The 16955-nt window shown below is 70.8% G+C and carries 17 protein-coding genes; 12 read left to right on the top strand and 5 right to left on the bottom strand.

Translation table 11 applies throughout. The features are described from left to right. Positions 1-37 precede the first annotated feature (37 nt). From D1350_RS02030 to D1350_RS02040, 3 genes are read left to right on the top strand one after another with little or no spacing between them, the layout of a single operon-like run. The gene (locus tag D1350_RS02030) at positions 38-1000 is read left to right on the top strand and encodes a carbohydrate ABC transporter permease (RefSeq protein WP_125773327.1); all 963 of its coding nucleotides are present in this window, start codon (positions 38-40) and stop codon (positions 998-1000) included. Beyond that, the gene (locus D1350_RS02035; RefSeq protein ID WP_125773329.1) at positions 1000-1839 is read left to right on the top strand and encodes a carbohydrate ABC transporter permease; all 840 of its coding nucleotides are present in this window, start codon (positions 1000-1002) and stop codon (positions 1837-1839) included. Before D1350_RS02030 ends, D1350_RS02035 begins: the two co-directional genes overlap by 1 nt. Beyond that, entirely contained in the window at positions 1836-2585 is a 750-nt protein-coding gene (locus D1350_RS02040) for a DUF624 domain-containing protein (protein WP_125773331.1), read from the top strand. The genes D1350_RS02035 and D1350_RS02040 overlap by 4 nt, the downstream gene beginning before the upstream one ends. Here the strand turns inward: D1350_RS02040 and D1350_RS02045 are convergent. Together D1350_RS02045 and D1350_RS02050 are read right to left on the bottom strand one after the other, a co-directional pair. After that, a complete protein-coding gene (locus D1350_RS02045; RefSeq protein ID WP_125773333.1) occupies positions 2509-3162 on the bottom strand; it encodes a response regulator in 654 nt (217 codons plus the stop codon). The genes D1350_RS02040 and D1350_RS02045 overlap by 77 nt on opposite strands. Further along, on the bottom strand, positions 3159-4286 hold the full coding sequence (locus D1350_RS02050) for a sensor histidine kinase (protein ID WP_125773335.1): 1128 nt from the start codon (positions 4284-4286) through the stop codon (positions 3159-3161). Before D1350_RS02050 ends, D1350_RS02045 begins: the two co-directional genes overlap by 4 nt. Before the next feature lie 130 nt (positions 4287-4416). Between D1350_RS02050 and D1350_RS02055 the strand changes: the two genes are divergently transcribed. Both D1350_RS02055 and D1350_RS02060 read left to right on the top strand, forming a co-directional pair. Next, positions 4417-5142: an ABC transporter ATP-binding protein gene (locus tag D1350_RS02055; RefSeq protein WP_125773337.1), complete on the top strand. Its 726-nt coding sequence runs from the start codon at positions 4417-4419 to the stop codon at positions 5140-5142. Next, complete coding sequence (locus D1350_RS02060) at positions 5142-5996, top strand: ABC transporter permease (protein ID WP_125773339.1); 855 nt, start codon at positions 5142-5144, stop codon at positions 5994-5996. Before D1350_RS02055 ends, D1350_RS02060 begins: the two co-directional genes overlap by 1 nt. A gap of 68 nt (positions 5997-6064) precedes the next feature. On the opposite strand, the gene D1350_RS02065 is transcribed toward D1350_RS02060, so the two are convergent. The 3 genes from D1350_RS02065 to D1350_RS02075 all read right to left on the bottom strand — a co-directional run bounded on the left by D1350_RS02065 (position 6065) and on the right by D1350_RS02075 (position 7551). Then, the gene (locus tag D1350_RS02065; protein ID WP_125773341.1) at positions 6065-6808 is read right to left on the bottom strand and encodes a GOLPH3/VPS74 family protein; all 744 of its coding nucleotides are present in this window, start codon (positions 6806-6808) and stop codon (positions 6065-6067) included. Positions 6809-6926: 118 nt separating this feature from the next. Then, the gene (locus D1350_RS02070) at positions 6927-7319 is read right to left on the bottom strand and encodes a hypothetical protein (RefSeq protein ID WP_125773343.1); all 393 of its coding nucleotides are present in this window, start codon (positions 7317-7319) and stop codon (positions 6927-6929) included. A gap of 34 nt (positions 7320-7353) precedes the next feature. Beyond that, positions 7354-7551, bottom strand: a complete 198-nt coding sequence (locus D1350_RS02075) for a hypothetical protein (RefSeq protein WP_125773345.1) — start codon at positions 7549-7551, stop codon at positions 7354-7356. Positions 7552-7795: 244 nt separating this feature from the next. Between D1350_RS02075 and D1350_RS02080 the strand changes: the two genes are divergently transcribed. The 7 genes from D1350_RS02080 to D1350_RS02110 all read left to right on the top strand — a co-directional run bounded on the left by D1350_RS02080 (position 7796) and on the right by D1350_RS02110 (position 16949). Further along, positions 7796-8911, top strand: coding sequence for a LacI family DNA-binding transcriptional regulator (locus D1350_RS02080; RefSeq protein WP_338068123.1), 1116 nt, complete (start codon positions 7796-7798; stop codon positions 8909-8911). Between the two features lie 171 nt (positions 8912-9082). Then, on the top strand, positions 9083-10717 hold the full coding sequence (locus D1350_RS02085) for a xylulokinase (protein ID WP_125773347.1): 1635 nt from the start codon (positions 9083-9085) through the stop codon (positions 10715-10717). Continuing rightward, a complete protein-coding gene (locus D1350_RS02090) occupies positions 10714-11415 on the top strand; it encodes an L-ribulose-5-phosphate 4-epimerase (protein WP_125773349.1) in 702 nt (233 codons plus the stop codon). The genes D1350_RS02085 and D1350_RS02090 overlap by 4 nt, the downstream gene beginning before the upstream one ends. Before the next feature lie 58 nt (positions 11416-11473). After that, on the top strand, positions 11474-12988 hold the full coding sequence (gene araA / locus D1350_RS02095) for an L-arabinose isomerase (RefSeq protein ID WP_125773351.1): 1515 nt from the start codon (positions 11474-11476) through the stop codon (positions 12986-12988). Positions 12989-13270: 282 nt separating this feature from the next. Then, complete coding sequence (locus D1350_RS02100; RefSeq protein WP_125773353.1) at positions 13271-14233, top strand: ABC transporter substrate-binding protein; 963 nt, start codon at positions 13271-13273, stop codon at positions 14231-14233. 83 nt (positions 14234-14316) lie between these two features. Beyond that, positions 14317-15855, top strand: a complete 1539-nt coding sequence (locus tag D1350_RS02105; protein ID WP_125773355.1) for a sugar ABC transporter ATP-binding protein — start codon at positions 14317-14319, stop codon at positions 15853-15855. Further along, complete coding sequence (locus D1350_RS02110) at positions 15852-16949, top strand: ABC transporter permease (RefSeq protein WP_240643821.1); 1098 nt, start codon at positions 15852-15854, stop codon at positions 16947-16949. The genes D1350_RS02105 and D1350_RS02110 overlap by 4 nt, the downstream gene beginning before the upstream one ends. The last annotated feature ends 6 nt before the right edge of the window (positions 16950-16955 follow it).

Raw genomic sequence — 16955 nt, forward strand, 5'->3', positions numbered from 1 at the left:
GGAATCTCTACCCGAACGTCCCGACGAGGAGACACCCATGGCGACCACCGTCGTCGACCACCCCGGAGGGCCGCTCGGTCCTCCTGGCTCCACCCCACGGGGTGTGCCGACGGGCCGCGCCCCAGGCGCCAGGCTCAAGCTGCGCAACGCCCTGATCGGCTGGACGTTCATCCTGCCGAACTTCCTCGGCTTCGCCGTCATCACCCTCGTCCCCGTGCTGACGCTGTTCTACATCTCGCTGACGAACTCGAACATCTTCGGGACCGCGACGTTCATCGGCCTCGAGAACTACGTCAAGCTCGGGAGCGACAAGAGCTTCCACACGGCGCTGCTGAACACGTTCTACTACGCGGGGGTGCACATCCCGCTGACGGTCGTCGTCTCGCTGAGCCTCGCGCTGCTGCTCAACCGCAAGATGCGCGGCGCGGCGTTCTTCCGCACCGTCGCGTTCTTCCCGTACATCACCTCGATCGTGGCGATCGCGGTGGTGTGGAACATGCTCTTCAGCCCGGAGTTCGGCCCCATCAACCAGTTCCTCGGCCTGTTCACCGACGGCGACCTGCCGGGCTGGACCGTCGACAAGGACTGGGCCATGCCCGCCGTCATCATCGTCGGCACCTGGCGTGACATGGGCTACTACATGCTGCTGTTCCTGGCCGGCCTGCAGACGGTCCCCGCCGAGCTGCACGAGGCTGCCCGCGTGGACGGCGCCAGCTCCTGGCAGCGGTTCCTGAACGTCACTCTCCCGTGCCTGCGCCCCACGATGTTCTTCGTCACGGTGATGATCACGATCGCCAGCTTCAAGGTCTTCGACCTCATCCTGGTCATGACCGAGGGCGGGCCGGGCCAGTCCACGCTCGTGCTGAGCCAGTACATCTACACCAAGGGCTTCGTGCAGTTCCAGTTCGGGTACGCGTCCGCGGTCGCCGTCGTCCTGTTCTTCATCTGCATCCTCGTGACCGTGGTGCAGTTCCTCTACAACAAGCGCAAGGAGGCGTGATGGCTGTCCGCTCGAACGCCCGGGCCACCGGCGCCCGCGTCGTCCTCTACGTCGTCCTCTGTGCTGCTGCGGCGGGCATCCTCCTGCCTTTCGCGTGGATGATCGTCTCCTCGCTCAAGACCAACAACCAGGTGTTCACCGTCCCGGTGCAGTGGATCCCGGACCCGGTCCTCTGGCAGAACTACGTCGACATCTGGGCCAAGTCCGACATGGTGACCTGGCTGAAGAACACCGCGTTCCTCGCCGTGACCGTCACGTTCCTGCAGGTGCTCACCGGCAGCTTCGCCGCCTACGGCTTCGCCAAGATGCGCTTCCCGGGACGCGACGTGCTGTTCCTGGTGTACATCGGCACCATCGCCGTGCCGTGGCAGTCGTACTTCATCCCGCAGTTCCAGATGATCTCCGGCTGGGGCCTCAACAACACCTTCTGGGCCATCATCCTGCTCCAGGCCTTCGGCGCCTTCGGCGTGTTCCTCATGAAGCAGTACTACGAGTCGATCCCGGACTCGCTCTGCGAGGCCGCCCGCATCGACGGGCTCTCGGAGTACGGCATCTGGTGGCGCATCATGGTGCCCCTCTCGATCCCGGCCATCGCGTCGCTGACGCTCATCACGTTCGTCAACACGTGGAACGACTATCTCGGGCCGCTCATCTACCTGCGCGACCGCGAGCTGTGGACGATCCAGATCGGCCTCAAGTCGTTCATCGGCCAGTACAACGCCGAGTACGCGCTGATCATGACGGGCTCCGTGCTGTCGGTCCTGCCGATCGCCGTGATCTTCCTGCTCGGCCAGCGGTACTTCGTCGAGGGCATCGCCACGACGGGCGTCAAGGGATGAGTGCGACCACCGCGAGGCCGGGCCGCCGTCGGCTCGTCAACCAGGAGACGTACGAGCTGGTGATCGGCACGGTCTACACCGGGCTGATGACCAACCTGCTCCTCGTCGTGGCGTGCCTGCCGGTGGTGGTCGTCGCGGTGGCGACGGACCTGGCCTCGTCGTGGCCGCTGCTCGCCCTCACGGCGCCGCTGGTGGCCCCGGCGCTGACGGCGGCTTTCGCCGTCTTCGCCGCCCACGGCGACGACGGCTCGACCCCCGTGGTCCGCACCTTCGTGCGGTCCTGGCGGCGGCACGCGCGCCGCTCCCTGGCGATCGGCGCGCTCGCGACGGTCGTGGTGGTGGTCCTCGCGGTGGACGTGGCCTTCTTCTGGGGCCGGCCGGCGGGCGCCGTCGTGATCCCGTTGCTCGTCACGCTCGCGGCGGGGACCGTGGCCACCGCGGTCCTGGCGCTCGCCGCCGTGCCCGAGCTGCCGGAGGCGCGCCTGCGCGACGTGCTGCTCCCCGCGCTGTTCCTGGGCGCGCGGCGGTGGTACCTGGGGCTGGCCTCGCTCGTCGTCCTCGGTCTCCTGGCGGCGATGATCGTCACCCGGCCCGCGGTGGGCCTCGGTTTCGTCGCGGCCCCGCTGCTCTACGTGGTGTGGGGCGCCTGCCGCTTCACGCTGGGACCGCTCACCGGGCTCCGCCCAGGATCCCCAGGTCCAGGGCCCGCAGCACCGCACGCGTCCGGTCCCGGACGCCGAGCTTGACGAACACGCTGGACAGGTGGTTCTTGACCGTGCCTGACGCCAGGTGCAGCGCCGAGGCGATCTCCGTGTTCGAGTAGCCCGCTGCGGCCAGCCGCAGCACGTCCAGCTCGCGCGCCGTCAAGGGCTCGGGCCGCTCGAAGCCGGTGGTGCTGCCGGGCCGCGCGGACACCGCCCGGAAGAGCCGGTCCGTGAGGCCCGGCTGGAGCAGCACGCCCCCGGCCGCGAGCGAGCGGATCGCACCCACGAGCTGGTCGAGCGTGACGTCCTTCAGCAGGTATCCACGGGCTCCGGCCCGCAGCGCGCGCAGCACGAGCTCGTCGTCGTCGAACGTGGTGAGGACGAGCACCGGCGTCTGCGAGCCACGCTCGGACAGCGCCTCCAGGGCGGCGATCCCGTCGCGGCGCGGCATGCGCAGGTCGAGCAGGAGCACGTCGACGTCGCCGCGCTCGACCAGCGCCAGCGCGTCGTCGCCGTCCTCGCCCTCCCCGACCACCTCGATCTCCTCCGAGAGCCCGAGCAGGCTGAGGATGCCCTGCCGCACGAGGGTCTGGTCGTCGACCACCGCGACCCGGATCATGCGGCGGGCACCCGGACGACGACGCCGAAGCCGCGGCCCGGCGAGGACTCCACCCGCAGCTCTCCGCCGAGCTCCTCGACCCTCTCCGTCATGCCGGTGAGCCCGTTGCCGAGGCGGACGACGGTGGCTCCCCGGCCGTCGTCGCGCGCGTCCACGACGACGCCGTCCTCGTCGGACGTCACGGCCAGCCGCAGGTGGGACGCCCCGGCGTGCCGCACCGTGTTGGTCAGCACCTCCTGTACGCAGCGCACGACGGCGATCGTCCTCGCCTCGTCGAGGGGCCGCCGTTCGTCGACGAGAAGGTCGACCTCGAGACCCGGCACGTGCTCGACGAGCGCCCGCAGCGTGGGCTCCAGGCTGGCCGGCACGTCCCGGAGCGCCCCCACCGTGGTCCGGACGTCGCCGAGGAGGTCCTTCGCGATGCCGCGGGCACGGGTCACGTGCTCGAGCGCGTCGCCCGTGGCCCGGTGCGACGCGACCTCGAGCTCGAGAGCGAGCGCGGTCATCTGATGGCCGATGACGTCGTGCAGGTCGCGGGCGATCCGCAGGCGCTCGGAGTTGCGGCTGGAGGTCGCGAGCAGAGCTGTCGCCGCGCGGAGGTCCGCGTGCGCGACCGCCAGGGCGGAGCGTGCCTCGGCCTCGCGGCGCGCGCCGAGGATCACCATGACGGCGAAGAGCTGGAACGACAGGTACGTCATGGTGGTGAAGACCACCGCGACCGCCGTCGGGATGGCCATCGCGGCGCCGACGGCGATGACCAGCGTGTTGCCCGCGATCACCGCCGCGACTCCTCGCCGGGACAGCATGAAGGCCGCTGTCGCGGCGGTGACGACGAACAGGATGGCCGTCAGGCCCTCGTTGGGCGCGATGAACCAGACCACCGTCTGCGTGACGGCGAGGACGCCGACGGTGACGGGATCCGGCAGGCGGAGCCGCAGGCTGCTCGGGAGCAGACCGCTGTCGAGAGCGAACACCACTACGTAGACGCCGTAGGCCACCCACCACAGCGCGGCGAGCGCGGGGTCGGGGCTGACCTGGGCCGAGGTGAGGAGCATCCCGAGGCCGACGACGAGCGCGGCAAGGAGGCCGCCCGCGGCGCTCAGGCGTTCGTCGCGTGGCGTCATTCCTGCATGCTACGAGCCGCCTCCCCCTGGCCGGACGTGCCATTGGTCATGGGCGCAACCGGTGCCGTCCGGCACATCCGCCCGGCCCCCGCGATTCCTAGCGTGGGCGGTGGCTGGAAGGAGGCACGACATGCCAGTGGTGGAGATGCGCGACGTGCGCAAGGAGTATGCCGGGGTGGATGCCCTGGCTGGGCTCGACCTGCGGGTCGAACAGGGCGAGATCGTCGCGATGCTCGGCCCCAACGGAGCGGGCAAGACGACGACGTTCGAGCTCCTGCTCGGGCTCGTGCGGCCCACGGGCGGCACGGTGGAGGTGCTCGGCCGGCGACCCGGTGGCGGGGTGCGGGCGCGGGTCGGCGCCATGCTGCAGTCCGCGGGCCTGCCCGAGCAGGTGACGGTGCGGGAGCTCGTGCGGCTCGTCGGGAGGTCCTACCCCCGGGCCCTCGACGCCGACGACGTCCTGGAGCGGACCGCGCTGTCCCAGCGGGCGGCGCGGACCGTGACGACGCTGTCCGGTGGTGAACGGCAGCGCCTGCTCCTGGCGATGGCGCTGGTCGGGGCGCCGGAGCTGCTGCTGCTCGACGAACCGACGGCGGCCATGGACGTGGTGTCCCGGCGGGCGTTCTGGGAGCAGGCCCGGGCGAGCGTCGAGGAGGGCGCGACGATCCTGTTCGCGACGCACGACCTCGCGGAGGCCTCGGCGGTCGCGGACCGGATCCTCGTGATCGCCGGTGGGCGCCTCGTCGCCGACACGACGGCGGACGCGCTCACGCACCACGGCGACGACGACCTCGAGGAGGTCTTTCTCGCGCTCACCGCCGAGACGTCCTCCGCCTTCGACAAGGGAGACGACTGATGACGATGCTGCGACCCGACCAGCGCCCGGCGCCGGACGTCCGGCGTGAGCCGCGACGGAACGGCGGCGTGCTCGGGCTGCTCGCCATGACGGCTGCGACGCAGGTGCGCTCCGGCCTGAGGTCCGTCGAGTTCGCCGTCGGCGCGATCGCCATCCCCGTGCTGCTGTACGCGATGTTCGGCCTGCCGAACGCGTCGACCGAGCTGCCGGGCGGCACCCGGGTCGGCCTGGCGATGCTCGTCTCGATGTCCGCGTACGGCGTCGTGTCGCTGGCCATCTTCGCCTTCGGCGAGGACGTCGCCAAGGACCGCGGCCGGGGCTGGATCCGGACGCTGCGCGCGACGCCGTACCCCACGTGGGTCTACCTCGCCGCCAAGGCCGTGAGCGCGGTCGTCCACGCGGCGCTGATCGTGGTCGTGATGTTCGCCGTCGCCGCCACCGCCGGCGGGGTGTCGCTCGACCCGGGCAGGTGGGTCGCGCTCGCGGCGGTGATGATCGCCGGGGTGCTGGCGTTCAGCACCCTGGGCTTCGCGATCGCGTTCGTCGCACGCCCGCGGGCGGCGGCGGTGATCGCCAACCTGATCTTCCTGCCGCTGGCCTTCGCGTCCGGCTTCTTCATCCCCATGGGTGAGCTGCCGGACGTCCTGCAGGACATCGCCCGCTACCTGCCCACCTTCCACTTCGGGCGGCTGGCCTACGGGGTCGTCATGCCCGCCTCGGACGTCGAGTACTGGACGGGTGCGGCCTCCGGGCCGGTGCTGGTGCACCTCGCCTGGGTCCTGGTGCCCGCCCTCGTCCTGGGCGCGGTCGCGCTGGTCGCGGCCAGGCGGGAGGCGGTGACGCGGCGGGGGTGAGGCCGGGGGTTGTGCGGCTCGGGTCGCGCGGCTCGGGTGACTGGGCGGCGGGGGCTGCCGCAGGCGGGTCAGGAGCCCGCCGCGGCCCCCGCCGCCGCCGTGGAGGCGATGATCGCCGTCATGGCGGCGGTGGTGTCGTCGAGAACCCGCTTGACGGCGGGACCGGCCCAGCCTGCCGCCGCGATCTCCTTGGCCCGACGCCGGACGGCGCGCTTGTCGAGGTCGGGCACCACGCGGTGGGTCAGGTCCGTCGCGGCCAGGAGCGACACCAGGGCCGCGGTCCGCGGGTCCAGGAGGTCGGCCGGGGCGGGCGGTGCGTCGGTCACGGGGCGGGGGTCGGGCGCCGGTGCGACGAGCGCCGCCCGTACGCGGTCGCGGATCGCTCCCTCGACCTCCGGCGTGTGCGGCTTCCAGGCGGTGGTGGGAAAGATCCCGAGGATCCGTGCGGGCTCGGGCCGGAGCACGCCCTGCTCGGCGAGGCGTGCCAGGAGCAGGTCCTTGAGGCGGCCCGCCTGGTTGCGGAACGACGACTGACCAGAGACCCGGGACACCGCGTCCTTGGGCTTTCGACCGTGGGCGTCCTCCAGGATCTGCGCGAGCAGTGGGTCGTGCAGGTCGGCCTGCCCGGTCCGGCGGAAACGGCCGCGTCGCACGTCGGTGTCGTGCTCGGCCACCTCGAGCGACCCCTGCAGCGTGAGGTCCACGAGCGCGGCTCCGGCGATCGCGGCGTGCAGCCGTGTCGAGTCGACGATCGGGCGGCCGGTGGTGTCGTCCAGGGCAAGCAGCAGGAACTCTTCCGCGAGCGTCAGCATGGTGTCTCCTCCGTCGGTCTCCCCCCACGACACCACGCGGGGCGCCCGGGCACATCCGTCTGAAGGTGGAACTCCCGGTGCTGGTGGAGGGTTCCGTCTCCTGCCGAGGCGTCTTCCGTCACCATCGACGGTATGGCTCCAGGTGAGCCTCACGGATCACGGGTGGCGGAACGAGTGCCCAACCCTCCTTCTCGAGGACGTCTGCCGCTTCGACCTGGAGGTCTCGGACGGCAGATCGGAACTGGCGGGTTCGCCAGCGAACACGCCCCTCTTGGATCACTCTGTCCCACCCGGGCACGCTGTCCACACCGGTCTTGAGGTGCGCGCCCGATCTGTCGAGTGACTGATACAGGGCGATCGACAGATCGGCGAGATGCTCGCCGCCGATAGCGAGCGGCACGCGCTGGTCCTTGGCGTGGTCACCGGCGGGCCTCACCGCGAAGCGGTCGCCGAGCTCGACGGAAACGATCTGCTTCTCTATGCCGAGCGTCCCCGCCAGGAGCTCGCCCACTTCTCCTGCGAACTGGCGGGACTTGGCCTCGAGGTCAGAAGTCGCCTGAGGCGTCATCGAGGAGGAATCCAATCTCTCTCAGTTCCGAGATCGCTTCCCACTCGTGGCCGGAAAGGGTTCCGTACCGCGCCCGCTCTCGCAGGTCCTCGATGGAGACGTCCAGGCGTCGGAGCAGGGCCTCGCGGCGCACGAGCAGGTCCTCGCGCGTCACTCTGATCGTCTGAGGCGCCATGTCTTCCCTCCTCCGCCGAGCCTGGTCTCCATCATGGTCCGACCCACTGACATCGATCCAGGACCGTGAGTCGGGCTGGTCGGGTGAACTGGTGGTAGCTCGCTCAACATATGTGCAGGAGTCGCTGCCCGCATCCTCACCCCGGACCATGCGGCGAGTCTATGGTTGGCACCGGGACGGCGGTCTCCAGGGTTGAGATGATGTGAGCGCACACATTCGACCAAGAACGAGGCAGGATGGGCCCGTGAACGAACCAGCAACGGCGGAACGACCCGCCGACACGGGAAGCGCGGTCGGCCGCAGCGGCGCGGCCACCGCCGCCGTACCTACGGTCACCCCCGCGACCCGACCGGTGCGCCCGCCGGCAATGTCGGACGTGGCGGCCCTGGCGGGCGTGTCCCACCAGACCGTCTCGCGGGTGCTCAACGAGCACCCCAGCGTCCGCGAGGACACGCGCCGTCGCGTGCTGGACGCGATCGCCACGCTCGGCTACCGGCGCAACGTGGCGGCCCGCGCGCTCGCCACGGCCCGCTCGGCGACCATCGGCGTCGTCACCACGGGATCGGGCCTGTTCGGTCCGGCGAGCACGCTGATCGCCGTCGAGGAGGCCGCTCGCGAGCAGGGCTGGTACGTCTCGGTCGCCACGATCCGGCAGTACGACGGCGTCACGATGCACCGCGTGCTCGACCACTTCATGGACCAGGCGGTCGAGGGCATCGTGGTGATCGCGCCCCAGGCCGACGTCGCGGAGGCGGTGCACGAGTTCCGCGCGCCGGTGCCCGTGGTGCTCATCGCCGCGGGGGAGACCGAGGCGGCCACGATCCCGCTGGCCGTGGACCAGCGCCTCGGTGCGCGCCTCGCCACCGAGTACCTGCTGGACCTGGGCCACGAGTCCGTGCTGCACGTGTCCGGCCCGGGGGACTGGCTCGACGCCGTGGAGCGTGAGGCCGGCTGGCGGTCGGTGCACGAGGAGCGGGGCATCACCCCGCCCGATCCCGTCGGTGCGGACTGGACCGCGGATCGCGGCTACCAGGTGGGTCTGGGCCTCGCCGACCAGATCCGTACGGGCGAGGGCCCCACCGCGGTGTTCGCCGCCAACGACCACCTCGCGCTGGGCATGCTGCGCGCCTTCTGGGAGCGCGGTGTCAGCGTGCCGCGCGACGTGTCGGTGGTGGGGTTCGACGACGTCGCCGGGTCGGGCCACTTCGTGCCGCCGCTGACCACCGTGCGACAGCCGTTCGACGAGCTCGGCCGGCGCAGCGTCGCCCTCCTGCTGGAGGCGGTGGCCGGCGCGCAGGTGGGCGCGGAGCTGATCGCGCCCATGCTGGTGGAGCGCGCGAGCGCGGGCCCGCCTCCCTGAACAGGGCGCGGCACCGAGATGTACGCGACCCTGGTGAAGGCGTACTCTCCATCTACAACGATGGAGAAGACTCGCGACCCTCTGGCGGCACGATAGTGTGTGAGCGCTAACATGGGATCGTCAGTACGTAGGAGCAACGCCCACGACGACGCGGGCGAGGACGGAGCAGCGATGGTGCAGCAGGATGAGGCGACCCACCTCGTGGAGGTCATCACCTCAGGCCGGGCGGTGCTCGGCATCGAGCTCGGGTCGACCCGGATCAAGGCCTGCCTGATCGGGCCGGACCACGCCCCGATCGCCACCGGTAGCCACGACTGGGAGAACCAGCTCGTGGACGGCGTGTGGACGTACTCGCTCGACGCCGTCTGGGCCGGTCTGCAGGACTGCTTCGCGCGCCTGGTGGACGACGTCGAGGAGCGGTACGGCGTGCGTCCCACCACCTTCGGCGCCATCGGCGTGTCGGCGATGATGCACGGCTACCTGGCCTTCGACGCCGCTGACGAGCTGCTGGTGCCCTTCCGCACCTGGCGCAACACGAGCACCGGCCGGGCCGCCGCCGAGCTCACCGAGCTGTTCGGCTACAACATCCCGCTGCGGTGGTCCGTCGCCCACCTGTACCAGGCGATCCTCGACGACGAGCCGCACGTCCCGGAGATCGCGCACGTCACGACCCTGGCCGGCTACGTCCACTGGCGCCTGACCGGGCGCAAGGTGCTCGGCGTGGGTGACGCGTCAGGCCTGTTCCCGGTGGACCCCGAGACCAAGGACTACGACCGGCGCCTGCTGGGCCTGTTCGACGAGCTTCTCGCGGAGCGCCGTCCGGGCCTCACCGCCGAGGCGCTGTTCCCGGAGGCCTTGCCCGCAGGCCAGGAGGCCGGTCGCCTGACCGCCGACGGCGCCGCGCTCCTCGACCCCACGGGCGCGCTGCAGCCCGGCATCCCGCTGTGCCCGCCGGAGGGCGACGCCGGAACCGGCATGGTCGGCACCAACTCCGTGGCGCCGCGCACCGGCAACGTGAGCGCCGGGACGAGCATCTTCGCGATGGTCGTTCTCGAGCGGGCACTGAGCAGTGTCCACCACGAGCTGGACTTCGTCACCACGCCCGGCGGCGACCTCGTGGCGATGGTGCACTGCAACAACGGCGCGAGCGAGCTCGGCGCCTGGGCGGAGCTGTTCGGCCAGTTCGCCACGGCGGTGGGCAGCCCGGCCGGGCCGGACGAGGTCTTCGACGCCCTGTTCCGGGCTGCCCTGGAGGGCGACGCCGACGGCGGCGGCCTCCTGGCCTACAACTACCTGGCCGGGGAACCCATCACGGGCCTCGAGGAGGGGCGGCCGCTGTTCGTCCGCACCCCCGACAGCCGCCTGACGCTGGCCAACTTCATGCGCACCCAGATCTACGGTGCCTTCGGCACGCTGGCCCTCGGCATGAAGGTGCTCGCGGAGGAGGACGTCGCGCTGGACGCGATGTTCGCCCACGGCGGTCTCTTCCGCACCGCGGGTGTGGCGCAGCGGTTCCTCGCCGCGGCGATCGGCGCGCCTGTCGCCGTCGGCCGGACTGCCGCCGAGGGCGGCGCCTGGGGCGTCGCCGTGCTGGCCGCCTACCTCGGTGCTTCGGACGAGCTGGACCTTGGCACCTACCTGAACGACCGCGTGTTCGCGGGCGCGGCGCTCGAGGTCGTGGAGCCTGACGCCGCCGACGTGGCCGGCTTCGCCGCCTATCTCGAGCAATACAGCGCCGGCCTCGCCATCGAGCGGGCCGCGACCGAATCGATCCAGAACCGGAAGGAACGGAGCCCCGCCGCATGAGCACGCTCACCGAGATCCCCGCCCACCTGCGCCCCGCCGTGGACGACGCCAAGGTGCGCGTCGCCGCGCTGCACGCCGAGCTGCCCCGGTGGGACCTCGTCGTGTGGACGGCGGGCAACGTGTCCGAGCGCGTCAAGGACGAGCAGGGCGGCCAGGACCTGTTCGTCATCAAGCCGTCGGGCGTCTCGTACGACGACCTGTCGGCCGAGGCCATGGTGGTGTGCGACCTCGACGGCAACCTGGTCGAGGGGAGCCGCGCGCCGTCGTCGGACACTGCGGCGCACGCCTACGTGTACCGGAACATGCCCGAGGTGGGTGGCGTGGTGCACACCCACTCGACGTACGCGACCGCCTGGGCCGCGCGCGCCGAGGAAGTGCCCTGCGTGCTCACGATGATGGCCGACGAGTTCGGCGGCCCGATCCCCGTGGGCCCGTTCGCGATCATCGGCGACGACTCCATCGGCCGCGGGATCGTCGAGACCCTGAAGGGGCACCGCAGTCCGGCGGTGCTCATGCGGAACCACGGCCCGTTCACCATCGGCCGCGACGCCAAGGCCGCGGTCAAGGCCGCGGTCATGTGCGAGGAGGTCGCGCGGACGGTGCACATCGCCCGTCAGCTCGGCGAGCCCGTCGCGATGGACCAAGCCGCGATCGACTCGCTCTACCACCGCTACCAGAACGTCTACGGCCAGCACTGACGCCAGGCCTCGCGGCCGCGCCCGGGCGCGGCCGCTCCCGAACGGAAGGAAACAACCCATGACCGACAAGCCCTACGCCGACCGCGAGATCTGGTTCCTCACCGGCAGCCAGGACCTCTACGGCGAGGACACGCTGCGCCAGGTGGCGGAGCAGTCGCAGGAGGTCGCCAGGGCGCTCGACGCCTCGTCCGACGTGCCGGCCCGCATCGTGTGGAAGCCCGTCCTCAAGGACTCCGGCTCCATCCGCCGCGCCATGCTGGACGCCACGGCCGACGACAACGTGCTCGGCGTCATCACCTGGATGCACACGTTCAGCCCGGCCAAGATGTGGATCGCCGGCCTGGACGCCCTCCGCAAGCCGCTGCTGCACCTGCACACGCAGGCGAACGTCGAGCTGCCGTGGGACACCATCGACTTCGACTTCATGAACCTCAACCAGGCCGCGCACGGCGACCGCGAGTACGCGTACCTGGTGACGCGTCTCGGTGTCGCGCGCACGACCGTGGTGGGGCACGTGTCGAACCCGGCCGTGACGTCGCGCGTCGGCACCTGGGTGCGCGGCGCCGCCGGCTGGGCAGCCACGCACGAGCTCAAGCTGGCGCGCTTCGGCGACAACATGCGCAACGTGGCGGTCACCGAGGGCGACAAGACCGAGGCGGAGCTCCGGTTCGGCGTGTCGGTCAACACCTGGGGCGTGAACGACCTCGTGGCCGCGGTCGACGCCGTGGCCGACGCCGACGTGACTAGCCTCGTGGCCGAGTACGAGGACCTGTACGACGTGGTCCCCGAGCTCCGCAAGGACGGCGACCGTCACGACTCCCTCCGCTACGCCGCACGCCAGGAGCTCGCGCTCGAGGGCTTCCTGGGCGCCTTGGGCGCCAAGGCGTTCACCACGAACTTCGAGGACCTCGGCGCGCTGCGCCAGCTCCCCGGCATCGCGGTGCAGCGCCTCATGGGCAAGGGCTACGGCTTCGGCGCCGAGGGCGACTGGAAGACCGCCGTCCTGGTCCGCGCCGCCAAGGTGATGGGCGCCGGCCTGCCCGGTGGCGCGTCGCTCATGGAGGACTACACGTACGACCTCACGCCCGGCAAGGAGCTCATCCTCGGCGCGCACATGCTCGAGATCTGCCCTTCGCTCACCACCGCCAAGCCCCGCGTCGAGGTGCACCCCCTCGGCATCGGCGGCAAGGAGGACCCGGTCCGCATGGTGTTCGACGCCGACGCGACCGAGGGGGCCGTCGTCGTCTCGCTCGCCGACATGCGTGACCGCTTCCGCCTCACCGCCAACGTGGTGGACGTGGTGACGCCCCCGGCCGACCTGCCCCACCTGCCGGTGGCTCGCGCGGTCTGGGCGCCCCGCCCGTCCTTCCCCGTGTCGGCCGAGGCGTGGCTGACCGCGGGCGGCGCGCACCACACGGTGCTCTCGACCGCCGCGGGCGTCGAGGCCTTCGAGGTCTTCGCGCAGATCGCGCGGACGGAGCTCCTCGTGATCGACGAGGACACCACGCGCCGCGGCTTCGCGGACCAGGTCCGCTGGAACCAGGTCTACTACCGGGTGGCCCAGGGTCTCTGACCCCTCCTCGCCACCGGGCTCTCCTCGCCACGGGCGCACGCGGCCCGACGCCGACCCGACCAGGCAGTTGTTCCCCGTCCCGGGCTGGGACGGGGAACAACTGCCTGTTCGGCAACGATATGACGATCCGTTGAACTAAAAACTCTCGATCGTTACCCAAAAGTGACTCGCTGGAGCGTGTTCGCGCTCACATGTGAGCGCTAACATGTGCGGCAGTGGGCCGCGAAGACGTGGCCCGTCACGTCCCGCACGTCGTCGTTCGGGATCTCAAGGAGGAGAGACATGGCACGCAAGACCTTCCCCCGTACCGCACTGGCGGCGTTGTCCGCGGTCTCGCTGCTCGCGCTCGGCGCGTGCGGCAGCGGTGAGGCATCCGGCGGCGGCGACACGATCAGCGTGGGCTTCTCGCAGCTCGGCGCCGAGTCGGGCTGGCGCACCGCCAACACCGAGTCCGTCAAGGGCAACCTCACGGCCGAGAACGGCTTCGACCTCACCTTCGTGGACGCGCAGCAGAAGCAGGAGAACCAGATCAAGGCGCTGCGCGACTTCATCGCGCAGGACGTCGACGTCATCGCGTTCTCCCCGGTCATCGAGACCGGCTGGGACGAGGTGCTCCAGGAGATCAAGGACGCCGAGATCCCGCTGGTGCTCGTGGACCGCACGGTCGACACCACCGTCGACGACCCCTACGTCACCTGGATCGGTGCCGACTTCAAGCAGGAGGGCATCACCGCCGGCGAGTGGGTCGTCGAGAACGCCCCCGACGCCAAGATCTTCGAGCTGCAGGGCACGCTCGGATCCGGTGCGCAGGTGGACCGCGAGGAGGGCTTCGACTCCATCGTGGGCGAGGAGAACATCGTCGGCAAGGCGACCGGCAACTTCACGCGCGCCGAGGGCAAGGCGGCCGTCGAGGCGGCGCTCCAGGCCTACCCCGAGATGAACCTGATCTTCGCGCACAACGACGACATGGGCCTCGGCGCCATCGAGGCCATCGAGGCCGCGGGCAAGGTTCCCGGCGTCGACATCCAGATCGTCACGATCGACGGCGTGAAGGACGGCCTGAAGGCCCTCCACGACAAGAAGTTCAACTACGTCGTCGAGTGCAACCCGGCCTTCGGTGACCAGATCGCCGACGCCATCACGAAGATCGTGGCCGGCGAGGAGGTCCCGAAGGAGACCATCGTCGTCGACAAGGCGTTCGACCAGACGATCACGATGGAAGAGATCGACGCCCGGGCGTTCTGACGGACCCTGGCGAACGATGACCGGGCCCGCCGGGACACGTCCCGGCGGGCCCGGTCACGGACCGCCATGATGGAAGGCTCAGCATGAACGACCAGCAAGGCCTCGGGCCGTCTCCCGTCGTGGAGATGCGAGGGATCACCATCGAGTTCCCGGGGGTCAAGGCGCTCGACGGCGTCGACCTGACGCTCCGTGCCGGTGAGGTCCACGCCCTCATGGGCGAGAACGGCGCCGGAAAGTCCACCCTCATCAAGATCCTCACGGGCGTCTACCAGCACAGCGCCGGGACGGTCCGGGTTGCCGGCAAGGACGTCCACTTCGGCAGCACCGCCGACTCCCAGGCCGCGGGCATCAGCACCGTGTACCAGGAGGTGAATCTCTGCGCGAACCTCTCGGTCGCGGAGAACATCATGCTGGGCAACGAGGTGCGCCGCGGACCCTTCATCGACTGGGCGGCCACCCGCCGCGCAGCGCGCGAGCACCTGGCCCGCCTCGGTCTGGACCTCGACCCCAGGTCGTCCCTCGACTCCCACTCGCTGGCGGTGCAGCAGCTCTGCGCGATCGCACGCGGCATGGTGGTGCGCCCCCGCGTCCTCATCCTGGACGAGCCCACGTCGAGCCTCGACAAGGCGGAGGTCGCCGAGCTCTTCCGGGTGGTCCGGGCCCTGCGGGACGAGGGCGTCGCGATCCTCTTCGTGTCGCACTTCCTCGACCAGGTGTACGAGATCAGCGACCGCATGACGATCCTGCGCAACGGGCAGCTCGTGAGCGAGCACCGCACGTCCGAGCTCAGCCGCCTGGACCTGGTCCAGGCCATGGTGGGCCGTGCGGGCGAGATCCTGGCCGACGTCAGCGAGCGGGCCGCCCGCGTCGCCGCTGCCGAGCACGACCGCACCTCGCCCGTACTGACCGCCCAGGGGCTCGGCCGGCCCGGATCGGCCGCACCGTTCGACCTCGACCTGTTCAAGGGCGAGATCGTGGGCGTCGCCGGCCTCCTCGGCTCCGGCCGGACCGAGCTCGCGCGCCTCCTCTTCGGTGCCGACAAGCCCGCCGAGGGCACCCTCTCGGTCCAGGGCGACACGAGGAGCCCCACGCCGCTCGTCTCCCTGCGCCGGGGGGTCGTGTACTCGTCGGAGGACCGCAAGAAGGAGGGCATCATCGGGGACCTGACGGTCCGCGAGAACATCGCTCTGGCCCTCCAGGCGGGCCGTGGCCCGCTGCGCCGGATCCCCGCGAAGGAGCTGGACGAGGTGGTCGAGCGCTACCTCGCCGCCCTCCAGATCCGGCCCGCGAACCCGGACGCGCTCGTCCGCAACCTCTCGGGCGGCAACCAGCAGAAGGTCCTGCTGGCGCGCTGGCTGGCGACGCAGCCCAAGGTGCTGATCCTCGACGAGCCCACCCGCGGCATCGACGTCGGCGCCAAGGCGGAGATCCAGAAGCTCGTGACCGAGCTCGCGGACCAGGGGCTGAGCGTCATGTTCATCTCGTCCGAGCTCGAGGAGGTCGTGCGCATCAGCGAGCGCATCCTCGTCCTGCGCGACCGTCACGTCGCGGGCGAGATCCACAACGGACCGGACGTGACCGTCGACTCGGTCCTCGAGACCATCGCAGGGAGGGCGTCGTGAGCGCACCCACCGCGGCCCGAGCCCCCAGGGCCGCCGCACCGCAACCCCGTAGGCCCAGCCTCTTGGCGGACCTGCGCCGGGTGACCCGGCACCAGCTGTTCTGGCCCGTCGCCGCCCTGGTCGTGCTCGTGCTGGCCTGTGGCGTGTACAGCCCAGGCTTCCTCGACGTGACCATCAAGGACGACCACCTGTTCGGTCAGCCGATCGACATCCTGCGGCAGAGCGTCACACCGCTGCTCCTCGGGCTCGGCATGTGCCTGGTCATCGCCACCGGCGGCATCGACCTGTCGGTCGGCGCGGTGATGGCGATCTCGCTCGCCGTGTCGCTGACCTACATCGACGCCACCGGGCCCGGCACGGGCACCGCTCTCGTCGCCGTCGCGATCGGCCTGGTCACCGCTCTGCTGATCGGCGCGTTCAACGGCTTCCTCGTCACGGCGCTCGGGATCCAGCCGTTCATCGCGACGATGATCCTGATGGTCGCGGGCCGCGGTATCGCGATGCTCGTGACCGAGGGTCAGATCACGACGACTGCCAGCCCGGCCTTCAAGTCGATCGGCTCCGGGTTCGTGCTCGGCGTCCCCACGCCCGTCGTCATCGGGGCCGTCGTGTTCGTGCTGGTCACGGTGCTCGTCCGCCGCACGGCGCTCGGCATGCTCGTCGAGTCGATCGGCATCAACCGCGAGGCGAGCCGACTTGCCGGAGTCCGGGCGCGCGGGCTCGAGTGGTCGGTCTACGCGATCTGCGGCCTGCTCGCGGGTCTGGCGGGCCTGGTCTACGGCGCCCCCACCATGGCGGCCGACGCGAACAACATCGGGCTCATGAAGGAGCTGGACGCGATCATGGTCGTCGTCCTGGGCGGGACGCGGCTCGACGGCGGCAAGTTCTCGCTCGCCGGCGTCGTCGTCGGCTCGCTGCTCCTCACCACGATCGAGCGGGCAGTGATCATCTTCCACATCCCGTCGCAGGTCACCCCTCTGTTCAAGGCTCTCGTCCTCATCATCGTCTGCCTGGCCGCCTCCGAGCGCCTGCGCAAGGCCGTCACCGGCGCCGTCGGGCGCCTGGTGCCGGCACGTCCGCAGGAGGCGTCATGACCGACC

The sequence above is a fragment of the Antribacter gilvus genome (assembly GCF_003946865.1).
Lineage (GTDB): Bacteria > Actinomycetota > Actinomycetes > Actinomycetales > Cellulomonadaceae > Antribacter > Antribacter gilvus.

Bases quoted from the DNA above. Each gene is read 5' to 3' on its own strand.
- D1350_RS02030 (WP_125773327.1), top strand. From the start codon at position 38: ATGGCGACCACCGTCGTCGACCACCCCGGAGGGCCGCTCGGTCCTCCT.
- D1350_RS02035 (WP_125773329.1), top strand. From the start codon at position 1,000: ATGGCTGTCCGCTCGAACGCCCGGGCCACCGGCGCCCGCGTCGTCCTC.
- D1350_RS02040 (WP_125773331.1), top strand. From the start codon at position 1,836: ATGAGTGCGACCACCGCGAGGCCGGGCCGCCGTCGGCTCGTCAACCAG.
- D1350_RS02045 (WP_125773333.1), bottom strand. From the start codon at position 3,162: ATGATCCGGGTCGCGGTGGTCGACGACCAGACCCTCGTGCGGCAGGGC.
- D1350_RS02050 (WP_125773335.1), bottom strand. From the start codon at position 4,286: ATGACGCCACGCGACGAACGCCTGAGCGCCGCGGGCGGCCTCCTTGCC.
- D1350_RS02055 (WP_125773337.1), top strand. From the start codon at position 4,417: ATGCCAGTGGTGGAGATGCGCGACGTGCGCAAGGAGTATGCCGGGGTG.
- D1350_RS02060 (WP_125773339.1), top strand. From the start codon at position 5,142: ATGACGATGCTGCGACCCGACCAGCGCCCGGCGCCGGACGTCCGGCGT.
- D1350_RS02065 (WP_125773341.1), bottom strand. From the start codon at position 6,808: ATGCTGACGCTCGCGGAAGAGTTCCTGCTGCTTGCCCTGGACGACACC.
- D1350_RS02075 (WP_125773345.1), bottom strand. From the start codon at position 7,551: ATGGCGCCTCAGACGATCAGAGTGACGCGCGAGGACCTGCTCGTGCGC.
- D1350_RS02085 (WP_125773347.1), top strand. From the start codon at position 9,083: ATGGTGCAGCAGGATGAGGCGACCCACCTCGTGGAGGTCATCACCTCA.
- D1350_RS02090 (WP_125773349.1), top strand. From the start codon at position 10,714: ATGAGCACGCTCACCGAGATCCCCGCCCACCTGCGCCCCGCCGTGGAC.
- araA (WP_125773351.1), top strand. From the start codon at position 11,474: ATGACCGACAAGCCCTACGCCGACCGCGAGATCTGGTTCCTCACCGGC.
- D1350_RS02100 (WP_125773353.1), top strand. From the start codon at position 13,271: ATGGCACGCAAGACCTTCCCCCGTACCGCACTGGCGGCGTTGTCCGCG.
- D1350_RS02105 (WP_125773355.1), top strand. From the start codon at position 14,317: ATGAACGACCAGCAAGGCCTCGGGCCGTCTCCCGTCGTGGAGATGCGA.